Here is a 10,972-nt window from a genome sequence, read left to right on the forward strand (position 1 = left end):
CCGATGGTGGTCGAGGTTGGACAAGTCTGTTGACGTTTAAGCCGTCACCCCTCAACTCTCAGTTGGGACTCGAATCAATGAACAGATTATACGGATAGGAATTCCAGGTGAAGGCGCCGATGATCAATCCTGATCCGACCGTCCTGGCTCGGCTAGTGCGCCTCCGCCAGGGCGGTCGTCCCCGCGTGCTAGATCTTTTCTCGGGGTGCGGCGGGCTGTCGCTTGGCTTTCACACCAGCGGCTTCGAGATCGTTGCTGCCGTTGAGTTTGATAAGGATGCTGCTGCATCCCATGGCGCCAACTTTCATCCCGGCGATCCGCGCCATGCATGCCCTCGTGACATCACGAAACTTACTCCTCAAAAGCTAGCAAGTGAGCTAGATCTCGGCCCAATTGAACAAGCAATCGATGTGCTGGTTGGAGGGCCACCGTGCCAAGCTTTCGCGCGGGTTGGGCGGCCTAAGCTTCGCGAAGTGGCCGAACATCCCGAGGCGTTCCGGCTGGACCCGCGCGCTCGGCTCTATCTGGAGTATCTTCGCTACGTCCAAGCCTTCCTCCCGCTGGCGCTGATGATGGAGAACGTACCGGATGTACTGAACCACGGCGGCCAAAACGTTGCTGAGGAGACACGCGATTTCCTTGAGGGGATCGGCTACGAGGTTAGATACACTCTTCTGAATGCTGCGTTTTACGGCGTGCCTCAAATGCGTGAGCGGATGGTCCTTATTGCCGTCCGGCGGGAACTGAATGCCAAGATCTGCTTCCCCGAACCTACCCATCACATGATGCTCCCACGGGGCTACGCGGGAAGCCGTCAAGTCGCACTCAAATTGCTGAGCAGCGCGCCTATCAATAGGGCGCCTGGTTATGTGTCGGCTAAGGCATCTCACAAGGAATTGACGCCGGCCGTGACAGCGGCTCAAGCGCTTAGCGATCTGCCACCGATCACGGGTCATTTGCGCGGCGAGATTGGCCGAAGTGTACGCCGGTTCGACCGTTTGGAACCTTATCCCGGCCAGCCGGATACGGACTACGCCAAGCTTATGCGGACGTGGCCGGGCTTCGAAAATGACGAAGGTATCCACGATCATGTTATCCGCTATTTACCACGGGACTGGAAGTTGTTTGGCCGCCTCAGTCATGGCGACCAGTATCCTGAAGCCCACGCGGTAGCCGAGCGCATGTTCGATGAAGCGCTTGCGAGGGAAAGGGCGCACACGGGAGCAGCACCGCCGGCTGGCAGTCAAGCGTGGCGCGAACTCCGTACCTCGATAGTGCCTCCTTATGACACGGGCAAATTTCCCAACAAGTGGCGCAAAATGGAGCCTGACTTGCCGGCCCGGACGCTGATGGCTCATCTCGGCAAGGATAGTTATAGCCACATCCACTACGACAGCGCCCAGTCACGCACGATCTCGGTGCGCGAGGCTGCGCGGCTCCAGTCCTTTCCGGATGGTTTCATTTTTCGCGGCGCCATGAATGCAGCCTTCCGTCAGATCGGAAACGCGGTACCGCCGCTGCTATCGCGAGCATTAGCTAAAGAGATAGGCAAGGTGTTCGCCGAGGCTCTAGGTCATGATAGACCAAGCGCCGGCTGTCGCGCCGCGTGAGGGTTGTATGATCCGGCGCCAAGCTACTCGCGACGACCCACTCACCCCGGACCAGCGACGGTTTAACATGTCCAAGATCCGTGGACGTGATACTAAGCCTGAGATGACAGTTCGACGTGGCCTGCATGCTCGGGGACTGCGCTATCGCGTGCATGATCGTAGCTTGCCTGGTACGCCAGATTTGGTTTTCTCTTCGGCCCACGTCGTAATTTTTGTGCATGGCTGCTTCTGGCATGGCCACGATTGCGGCCTTGGCGTTCGGCCCCGTACCAATGCGGCATTCTGGCAGACCAAGATTGGGCACAATCAGGAGCGTGATCGTCAGGCAAAAGACACCTTGGTCTCGTCTGGTTGGCGAGTGGCTACCGTTTGGGAATGTGCTCTCCGAGGGCCGAACCGGCTACCTGCTGAGTCGGTGCTGGATACGCTAATTCGCTTCCTGCGATCCGGCAGCGATTTACTTTTCCTTGAGATCGCCGAGGCGTCGAGGTCAGGCGGGTAATAGTTTCTGTCTTCAGTCTCCAGGAGTACTTTCTGCTGCGGTATGATCTAAACTATAGCCTTCCGCCGAGCCACCGTCAGCCTACCTTCACCCCCCGCACACTCTCCCGCTCCACCAGCGGACACTCCAGCTTCGTAATCGGATACCGCCCGCGCCCCACCAACGCCGGCGCTTCCAGCTGCTCGATCGCCCATTGGCCCATCGCCATATGCGGCAGGATCGAGGTGGTCAGCGGCGGGAACAGATGCCGGGCGATTTCCTCGTCGTCGTAGCCGACCACCGAAATATCCCCAGGAATGTGCAGGCCGGCTTCCTTCAGTGCTTCGTAGCAGCCGATCGCGGTGCGGTCGTTCTGGCAGAAGATGGCGGTGGGCTTGTCCCTGAGCGCCAGGAGCTTGACGGTCGCGGCATAGCCGGCGCTGGCCGACCAGTCGCCCTCGACCACCAATTCGCCGTCGAACGGGATGTCGGCGGTGGCGAGCGCGCGGCGGTAGCCTTTCAGCCGGTCCTGGGCTGCCTGCATCCACGGCTCGCCGGTGATGGTGGCGATGCGGCGGTGGCCGTGGCTGATCAGGTGGCGGGTCGAGCTCTGGCCGCCGGCGATCTCGCTCGGCACCACGGCAGGGAAGGCGTAGTCGGCCGTATAGCAGTTGAGCAGGATCACGGGGATGTCGAGGCCGTAGAGATAGTCGGGCGCTGATATCTCGCGGGTGAAGATTGTCATGTAGATCAGCGCCGAAATGCCCCGCTTGGTCAGCGCCGAAATGGCGCGCGGCTCCATGACGGAATCGCCCAGCGTCTGCGCCACCAGAAGCACGTTGCCGGCGTTCCACGAGGCCTGGCGCGCGCCCTCGATGGCGACCACGGCTTCCGGGCTGGTGGCCAGCTGGTCGACGGCAAAGCCGATCACCCCGTCCAGCCCTTCGAAGGCGGGCCCCCCGAAGGCAGGCAATGCCGGGTGAAGGGCCTCGAAAGCGGGCGCGGCGTAGCCAAGCGTCCGCGCGGTTTCGATCACCCGTTCGCGGGTCTGCTGCGACAGCTTGATACCCGGCGAATTGTTGAGCACGAAGGAAACGGTCGCCTGCGAGCAGCCGGCCGCCCTGGCGATATCGATCATGGTGACGCGGCCCTTGGCGCCCTTGGCCGGCGCCTTGCGCCGCCTCGCCGTGTCGCTGGCCCGATCCGTCGTCTCGCTCATGGCAAATCCCAGTCTGGCAGGCCGGTCAGGCCGGCAAGGTGGCGTGACGCCGTCGGTATATAGAGATAACGTCAAAGCCGTTTATAACTATTAGTATACCGGAGGTCCATCCGCCACGGATCTCCATACAACCCAAAACTCAAAGGGCGAAAGGCTTGGGCTGCGGCTCAGCGGTGGCGACGGCTCGTGGACGTATACGCATCGAAACCGCTGATATTGCCTCAAAACTAATACAGTTTACTAATACAAAAATGCGCTGTACCGTCAATCCGTCGCGTCCGGCCGGTCAGGTCCGGGGCGGCGGGAGAGTACGAAAAATGGCCCGGTGGCGAGCGGATACTACCTCCGCAAGCCTTGTCTCGCATATGTGATATGTCAGACAAATCGGACTATTTACGAACGAAGGATGAGTCTCTAAGGTCCATGATCGTGGCTGGAACGACGCCATTCTTTCGGTGCCGGGAACCCCTTTGAGGAGGAGGGCGTCCACGCTGCAAACGGCAAATCAGGTCAGTGCCAAAATCAGGTTAATGCAAGATCGGCCGGTCCAACGACTGAGCCAAACGGGAGGTTGAACATGAAATCCTTGATACGAACTGCATCCGTAGCCGCGACCGCGCTGCTGCTTGGCCTGTCGGCCACGGCCATCGCGCGCGCCCAAGACAAGCCGACGCTGGCCTTCGTCGTCAACGGCGCTTCCGATTTCTGGAAGGCCGCCGAAGCCGGCGTCAAGAAGGCGCAGGGCGAACTGCCTGACTACAATCTTGAGCTCAAATATCCCGAGCAGTCCTCGGTCGCCATCCAGCAGCGGCTGATGGACGATCTGGTGACCGCAGGCGTCAAGGGCATCATGGTCTCGGCCGTCGATCCCAAGACCTCGACCGATGGCCTCAACAAGATCGCTTCGGAAACGGCGCTGTTCACCACAGATTCGGACGCCCCGCAGACCAAGCGCGTCGCCTATATCGGCTCGTCCAATGTCGATGCCGGCAAGCAGGCGGCCGAAATCGCCAAGAAGGCGATGCCCAATGGCGGAAAATGCCTCGGCTTCGTCGGCCTGCTCGGCGCCGACAACGCCAAGGAGCGCATCCAGGGCATGAAGGACGGCCTGGCCGGCACCAAGATCGAGCTGATCGACGTGCGCGGCGACGACATCGACCAGGCGCGCGCCAAGAAGAACGTCGAGGACGCGCTGGTCGCCAGCCCCGACGTCACCTGCATGGTCGGCTTCTACTCCTACAACACGCCGCGCATCTATGAAGCGCTGCGCGACGCCGGCAAGCTCGGCTCGATCACCGTCGTCGGTTTCGACGACGATCCGATCACGCTGGGCGGCGTCAAGGAAGGCACCGTTGCCGCCACCGTCGTGCAGCAGCCCTTCGAATGGGCCTATCAGGGCATGAAGCTGATGGCTGCCTATCTCAAGGGCGACAAGTCGGGCATCCCGGAAGGCAACCTCATCATCATCCCGACCAAGATCATCGGCAAGGATGACGTCGACGCCTACGCCGCCAATCTGAAGGCGATGTCTGGAAACTGATCGTCGTTAGCGCCGCCCCTCATCCGCCTGCCGGCACCTTCTTCCCGTATAGTGACGGGGAGAAGGGAAGCGCTCCAACGCTGGCAATCCCCCTCTCCCCGTCTCTATACGGGGAGGGTAAGGGTGAGGGGCAGCGCGACGCCTCGCTTTTTATTGACGGGCCTCCCAAGGCCCGTCAGTCTGCGAGGAGGCCGTTCCGCCAATCGCTGTCAGGCATGATGAACTATTCCGACACATCCATTGCTGCATCCGTGACCGCCCCGTTCCTCAGCCTCGAGAACGTGCGCAAGACCTATCCGGGCGTCGTCGCGCTGGACGGCTTCTCCATGGAGGTCAGGCCGGGCGAGGTTATCGGCCTCGTCGGCGAAAACGGCGCCGGCAAATCGACCTTGATGAAGATCCTCGGCGGCGTCACCACGCCCGACAGCGGCACCATCACCGTCGACGGCACCGCGCATGACAGGCTCTCCGTCGAAGCCAGCCTGGGATCGGGCATCGCCTTCGTCCACCAGGAACTCAATTTGTTCGAAAATCTCGATGTCGCCGCCAACATTTTCTTCGGCCGCGAGCCGTTGCGCGCCGGGCCGCTGAAGCTCGTCGACCGCGCCAGGCTCCGCACCATGGTGGCGCCGCTGTTGAAGCGCGTCGGCGCCAATTTTTCCGCCGACACCCAAGTTGCGACCCTGTCGCTGGCCCAGCAGCAGATGGTCGAGATCGCCAAGGCGCTATCGATCGAGGCGCGGCTGGTCATCCTCGACGAGCCGACATCGAGCCTGCCGCTCGCCGAAACCGACAAATTGCTCGACGTCATCAAGGCGCTGAAGGCCGACGGCATCAGTGTCATCTTCATTTCGCACCGCCTGCATGAGGTCGAGCGCGTCGCCGACCGCGTCGTCGTGCTGCGCGACGGCATGCTGGCCGGTACGCTGGGCAAGCACGACATCGGCCACGACCAGATGGTCAAGCTGATGATCGGCCGCATGCTGAAGGAGCGCGAAAAGGCCTCGGAGGCCGCGCGTGCGCCCGGCGCCGTAGCGCTTGCGGCCAAGGCCATCCGCACGCCTGCCTATCCCGGCCGGCCGGTCGATCTCGACATCAGGCGCGGCGAGATCCTCGGCCTTGCCGGGCTTGTCGGTTCCGGCCGCACCGAGCTGGCGCGGGTGTTCTTCGGCATCGACTCGAAGCTCGGCGGCGCGCTTGAGCTCGACGGCAAGCCGCTTGCACTGGGCTCGGCGGCCGACGCCGTCGCGCATGGCATCTTCCTGGTGCCGGAAGACCGCAAGCTCACCGGCATCCTGCTCGACCTGTCGATCGCGCAGAACATTTCCTTGCCCAATCTGCCGGCGCATGCGCGCCGCTCCCTGGTGTCCAAAAGCGCCGAGACCGCCACCGCCGAGAAGCAGAAGAAAGACCTCGGCATCAAGGCGCCGTCGGTGCAAACGCGCACCGGCACGCTGTCGGGCGGCAACCAGCAGAAGGTCGTGCTCGGCAAATGGCTGGCCATGAACCCCAAGGTGATGATTTTGGACGAGCCGACGCGCGGCATCGACATCGGCGCCAAGGCGGAAATCTACGGGCTGATGCGCGCATTGGCGGATGCCGGCGTCGCCGTGCTGATGATCTCGTCGGACATGGAAGAGGTGATCGGCGTGTCCGACCGCATCGCCGTCATGCATGAGGGCCAGATCTCCGGCATTCTCGACAAGGATCGGTTCAGCCAGGAAAACGTGCTGCTGCTGGCGGTGGGCAAGCAGCCGAAGTAGTTTTGCCAGGGTCTCGCTCAAGCGCGATCCGCTCAGGCATTGGGGAGAAGACGATGAGCAAGAAAGATCTCGGCCTGCTGATCCTGATCCTGGTGGTCGGGGCGATCGTGGCGATCATCAATCCGCGCTTCCTGCTGCCGATCAACCTCGCCAACACCTCGAACCTGATCGGCCTGTTCGGCATCCTGTCGATCGGCCAGGCCTTCGTCATCATTACCGGCGGCATCGAATTGTCGGTCGGCTCGGTGGTCGCGCTGCTCGGCACACTGTTCATCGACTTCATCGCCGTGCGTGGCATGGAATGGCCGCTGGCCTTCGTGCTCATCCTGGTGCTTGGCGCCATCATCGGCCTGGCGCATGGCTGGCTGATCACAAGGCTCAAGCTGCAGCCCTTCGTCGTCACCTTGTGCGGCCTGTTGATCTATCGCGGCGTCGCCCGCTTCTACACCGCCGACGGCACGGCGGGTTTTGCCTTCGGCCAGAATTTTCCCGACCTCGAATTCCTCACCGCCGGGCGCTCATACGGCGTGCCGAACAGCTTTATCGCGCTGATCGTCATCTCGATCGTCATGTGGGTGGTGCTGCACCGCTCGGTGTTCGGCCGCTATCTCTACGCCATCGGCAAGAACGAGGAGGCGGCGAAATATTCGGGCATCCGCACCGGCCGCGTCGTCATCGCCGCCTATGTCATCTGCGGCGTGCTGACGGCGCTGTCGGCGATCTATTTCGCCATGTACACGCGCTCGATCTCACCGGCCAGCCACGGCCAGTTCTACGAACTCTACGCCATCGCCGCAGCCGTGCTCGGCGGCTTTTCGCTGCGCGGCGGCGAAGGTTCGCTGATCGGCGTCATCCTCGGCACCGTGCTGCTGCAGGAGCTGCAGAACCTCGTCAACCTGCTCGGCATCCCGTCCTCGCTCAACTTCGCGGTGATGGGCGGCGTCATCCTCATCGGCGTACTGGTCGACCAGCAATGGGGCGTGTTCCGGGAACGGCGGCTGATGGTCGACGCCACCCGAAAAAGCGCCGCCGGCGCGGCCGCGGAATAGCGCCTCGCGGCGAATGGCGGGCGATGGCTGCAATTCCTGAACCGTTGACGCTCAGGGCCGGCGCGCTCGAAGCCGAACTGGTGCCGCAAATCGGCGGTAGCCTCAGCGCGCTGCGCTGGCGCGGCATCGATCTCATGCGCAGGCTCTCGGACCATGATCGCGAAGCCGGCAATGTGCTTGGCGTCGCCATGTTCCCGATGACCCCCTACGCCAACCGCATCGCCGGAAATACATTCGAGTTTCGAGCGAAGGGCTGGCGGGTCCAGCCCAACAATCCGCCCGAAGCCATCAACGTGCATGGCAGCGGCTGGAAACACCCCTGGACCGTCACTGAGACCGGCGACGCCCAGGCAACGCTGTCGCTGGATATCGCAGCCAGCCTCGAACCCTACTCCTATCACGCGACGCAGGCTTTCGTGCTGTCCGAAGAAGGCCTCGGCGTCACCATGAAACTGACCAACACGGGGCCGGTTTCCATGCCGTTTGGTTTCGGCCTGCATCCCTGGTTCGATCGCGACCCGGACGTCACGCTGCAATTCAAGGCCGCGCGGTTCTATCTGGAGGAACCGCAAGGCATCGCCGGCGATCCGATAGCGCTTGCGCCCGAACTCGACTTCGCCGAGAGCCGGCCTTTACCCGCCGGCTGGCGCAACAATGATTATGGCGGCTGGACGGGTGAGGCGACGCTTCGCTTTCCGGCGCGCGGCGCGGGTTTGCGCATCAAGGCCGATCCGATCTTCAAGCACCTTATGCTGTACGCCGACCCGGCCAAGCCTTACTTTTGCGTCGAACCGCAGACCATGGCCTCCGGTGCTTTCAACCGGGGCGGATGGAGCGATCCGGACGAGGGCACCATCGTACTCGCCCCAGGTGAAAGTTCGGCGGGCACGGTGTCGCTGATGCCCTTTGCGCTTGGGGCTTAAAGCGCCCATCGCGTGAACGAGGCGTCAGGAGCCGACGATCTAGATCAGGCCCGACATGTCGGAAAAAGCCATCGCCTTGCGCAGCACCTCGGCGAAGCGTTCGCCGGCCGTCTCGCGCGGGCCGCTGTTGTCGATCGAGGTGACGCCGGGCCCGGACAGAGTGACATTGGCGCTGCGCGCCAGCCGCGCCAGCACTTCGCCGCGTGACTCGCGACCGCGCATCGCCAGACGCTCGGCCAGCACTTCAGGCGAGGCGGTGATCTCGACAATGGCCAGATTGGCATAGCGTTCGCGCAAGGAGGGTATGATCGCTCGCGACACATTGGCGACAGCGACACGGCCATTGGCAACGGACCAGTCGACATCGGCAGGGATGCCGTAGCGCAAGCCGTGCGCTTCCCAGGAGATGGCGAAGGCGCCATCGGCTTCGGCCTCGACGAAGGCGGCATCGGCCAGCGTGTCGTGGTCCTCGCTGGCGACATCGCTCGGCCTGGTGATGACGCGGCGGACGAACTCCAGCCTTGTCTCATCGGCAAAGCGGGCGCGGGCGTAGCCGATCACCGTGTCCTTGCCGGCGCCGCTTGGGCCAACGACGGCGACGAAAACGCCATCGCGGATCGGAAACGTCTCGGCCGACAGTTCACGCTCGATCGATGCCGACACCATCATGCGACCCGGCGTCCCTGCCGCCACACGGTGCGCACCACCGGGACATGGTCGTCGACGCGCACGCGCACCAGATCGGCGCGGCGGCCCTGTTCGATGACGCCGCGATCGGTCAGGCCAACCGCATCGGCCGGGTTCTTCGAGACCATGGCGACGGCCTGCGGCAGGGAAATGCCTTCGACGACATCGCCGAGGAAGAACGCCGACTGGATCAGGCTGAAGGGAATATAGTCGGATGACAAGATGTCGAGCAGGCCGTCGCTGGCCAGCGTGCGGGCCGAGACATTGCCCGAATGCGAGGCGCCGCGCATGACGTTGGGCGCGCCCATCAGCACACCCATCCCGGCCTCTTTCGAGGCCCTGGCGGCCTCTTCCGTGGTCGGGAATTCGGCGACGCGCACGCCCTGCTCGATCGCCTCGTCAACATGGCCTGACGTGGCGTCGTCGTGGCTGGCCAGCACGATGCCGCGCTCCTGGCAGGCGGCTGATATCACCGCCCGGTTCGGCGCCGAATTGCGCGCCGATTCGGCCATCCGCTTTTCGCAGAACAGCTTGAAGTCGCGATCGGTCAGCTTCAGCTTGCGCTGGTAATAGTAGGCATAGGTCTCGAGATCGACGAACTGGCGCTGGCCTGGCGCATGGTCCATCAGCGACGCCAGCTTGACCCGCTCGTCGCCGTCGAAATTGGCGAAAGCCCTGAGGCAGTCCGGTGCCGAAACCTCGCAGCGCAGATGGATGAAATGGTCGGCGCGCAGACGGTCCTGCTTCACACTGTCCTCGATCGCGTCGGCCAGCTTGCGGATGTCGGCCGATGTCAGGTCGGCGTCTTCGTCCATGCCGACGCGCAAGGCGTCGAGCACGGTGGTGATGCCGGCGGTCGCCACCTGCGCGTCATGGGCGAGCACGGCGGCGATCGGGTTCCAGCGCACCTTGGGCCGCGGCGCGTAGTGGCCTTCGAGATGGTCGGTGTGCAATTCGACCAGCCCGGGAATGATATAGTCGCCGCCCATGTCCTCGCCGATGCGGCTGATGCCGGATTCGATGCCGGCGATAAAGCCGTCGCGCAGCACCAGCGAACCTTCGACGATCTCGTCGGCAAGCACGATGCGGGCATTGTGGAGAACAGTCTCGGCGGTCATTTCAGGCAGTCCTTGAGGCGGTTTTTCTGGCCGGGCGGCGCCCGAGCGCGTGATGCGAGAGCACCATGAACGGTGCACCCGGTTCGGTTTCGACAAACAAGGTCAGCGCATCCACCAGCACCTTCTGTTGCAGCACTTCCGCGAACAGGCTGTCGATCGCTGCGCGCAAACGAGGGCTTTCCTGTGACCCCGCCCGGCCGGAGAGCGTCATGTGGAAGCGAAAGGTTTCGAAGACATAGGGATAACCCCATTGGCAGAGATTGCGGAACTCGGCCGGCTTCAGCGAATCCGGGCTGCGCCGCTCGATTTCCGCTTCGCTCAGCGGTGCGCGAAACCGGTCGAAATCGCGCACCACGTCATCGGCGAACCGGTTGAGCGCAGGCACGGGCCCTTCCGGCACCAATGCGAAGAAGCCGTCTATCTGGCTGACCACGAGACGCGGGATGGTCACCACCGGCGTCACCTCGGCGAATTGGTCGAGTGCGGCGCGCAGCGAGGCTTCCGTCTCGTCGGCAGCCAGGCGGAAGGGGGCTTTCAGCGTCGCGTGAAAGCCATAACGGCGCGCCGAAGCGGTGTGGAAAG

General features: G+C 63.1%; 10 protein-coding genes. 6 read left to right on the forward strand and 4 right to left on the reverse strand.

What is annotated here, in order from left to right:
- The first annotated feature begins 107 nt into the window (after positions 1-107).
- Together EOB80_RS25315 and EOB80_RS25320 are read left to right on the forward strand one after the other, a co-directional pair.
- Positions 108-1,610: a DNA cytosine methyltransferase gene (locus EOB80_RS25315; protein ID WP_348629542.1), complete on the forward strand. Its 1,503-nt coding sequence runs from the start codon at positions 108-110 to the stop codon at positions 1,608-1,610.
- 7 nt (positions 1,611-1,617) lie between these two features.
- On the forward strand, positions 1,618-2,112 hold the full coding sequence (locus tag EOB80_RS25320; RefSeq protein ID WP_127330491.1) for a very short patch repair endonuclease: 495 nt from the start codon (positions 1,618-1,620) through the stop codon (positions 2,110-2,112).
- A gap of 76 nt (positions 2,113-2,188) precedes the next feature.
- Here the strand turns inward: EOB80_RS25320 and EOB80_RS25325 are convergent, their stop codons facing one another.
- On the reverse strand, positions 2,189-3,310 hold the full coding sequence (locus tag EOB80_RS25325; protein ID WP_164762711.1) for a LacI family DNA-binding transcriptional regulator: 1,122 nt from the start codon (positions 3,308-3,310) through the stop codon (positions 2,189-2,191).
- A gap of 577 nt (positions 3,311-3,887) precedes the next feature.
- On the opposite strand from EOB80_RS25325, the gene EOB80_RS25335 reads away from it, so the two are divergent.
- The 4 genes from EOB80_RS25335 to EOB80_RS25350 all read left to right on the forward strand — a co-directional run bounded on the left by EOB80_RS25335 (position 3,888) and on the right by EOB80_RS25350 (position 8,585).
- Positions 3,888-4,850, forward strand: coding sequence for a sugar-binding protein (locus EOB80_RS25335; protein WP_127330493.1), 963 nt, complete (start codon positions 3,888-3,890; stop codon positions 4,848-4,850).
- A gap of 218 nt (positions 4,851-5,068) precedes the next feature.
- A complete protein-coding gene (locus EOB80_RS25340) occupies positions 5,069-6,613 on the forward strand; it encodes a sugar ABC transporter ATP-binding protein (protein WP_127330519.1) in 1,545 nt (514 codons plus the stop codon).
- 53 nt (positions 6,614-6,666) lie between these two features.
- Positions 6,667-7,662, forward strand: a complete 996-nt coding sequence (locus EOB80_RS25345) for an ABC transporter permease (protein ID WP_027040007.1) — start codon at positions 6,667-6,669, stop codon at positions 7,660-7,662.
- A 23-nt stretch (positions 7,663-7,685) separates the two neighbouring features.
- The gene (locus EOB80_RS25350) at positions 7,686-8,585 is read left to right on the forward strand and encodes an aldose 1-epimerase (protein ID WP_127330495.1); all 900 of its coding nucleotides are present in this window, start codon (positions 7,686-7,688) and stop codon (positions 8,583-8,585) included.
- A 39-nt stretch (positions 8,586-8,624) separates the two neighbouring features.
- Here the strand turns inward: EOB80_RS25350 and phnN are convergent, their stop codons facing one another.
- The 3 genes from phnN to EOB80_RS25365 form a co-directional block, all read right to left on the reverse strand.
- Entirely contained in the window at positions 8,625-9,254 is a 630-nt protein-coding gene (gene phnN / locus EOB80_RS25355) for a phosphonate metabolism protein/1,5-bisphosphokinase (PRPP-forming) PhnN (RefSeq protein ID WP_164762712.1), read from the reverse strand.
- Positions 9,251-10,390 carry an alpha-D-ribose 1-methylphosphonate 5-triphosphate diphosphatase gene (locus EOB80_RS25360; RefSeq protein ID WP_127330497.1) on the reverse strand — a complete coding sequence of 380 codons (1,140 nt, stop codon included), beginning with the start codon at positions 10,388-10,390 and terminating at the stop codon, positions 9,251-9,253. Before EOB80_RS25360 ends, phnN begins: the two co-directional genes overlap by 4 nt.
- Before the next feature lies 1 nt (position 10,391).
- Positions 10,392-10,972 (reverse strand): DUF1045 domain-containing protein (locus tag EOB80_RS25365; RefSeq protein WP_127330523.1); only part of this gene is annotated, 581 nt, incomplete at its 5' end.

Source organism: Mesorhizobium sp. M7A.F.Ca.MR.245.00.0.0 (genome assembly GCF_003997415.1).
Taxonomy (GTDB): Bacteria; Pseudomonadota; Alphaproteobacteria; order Rhizobiales; family Rhizobiaceae; genus Mesorhizobium.

What these genes read in the sequence shown, in the direction of transcription:
- EOB80_RS25335 (WP_127330493.1), top strand. Translation starts at nt 3,888, where the DNA reads ATGAAATCCTTGATACGAACTGCATCCGTAGCCGCGACCGCGCTGCTG.
- EOB80_RS25360 (WP_127330497.1), bottom strand. Translation starts at nt 10,390, where the DNA reads ATGACCGCCGAGACTGTTCTCCACAATGCCCGCATCGTGCTTGCCGAC.
- EOB80_RS25340 (WP_127330519.1), top strand. Translation starts at nt 5,069, where the DNA reads ATGAACTATTCCGACACATCCATTGCTGCATCCGTGACCGCCCCGTTC.
- EOB80_RS25325 (WP_164762711.1), bottom strand. Translation starts at nt 3,310, where the DNA reads ATGAGCGAGACGACGGATCGGGCCAGCGACACGGCGAGGCGGCGCAAG.
- EOB80_RS25320 (WP_127330491.1), top strand. Translation starts at nt 1,618, where the DNA reads ATGATCCGGCGCCAAGCTACTCGCGACGACCCACTCACCCCGGACCAG.
- EOB80_RS25350 (WP_127330495.1), top strand. Translation starts at nt 7,686, where the DNA reads ATGGCTGCAATTCCTGAACCGTTGACGCTCAGGGCCGGCGCGCTCGAA.
- EOB80_RS25345 (WP_027040007.1), top strand. Translation starts at nt 6,667, where the DNA reads ATGAGCAAGAAAGATCTCGGCCTGCTGATCCTGATCCTGGTGGTCGGG.
- phnN (WP_164762712.1), bottom strand. Translation starts at nt 9,254, where the DNA reads ATGATGGTGTCGGCATCGATCGAGCGTGAACTGTCGGCCGAGACGTTT.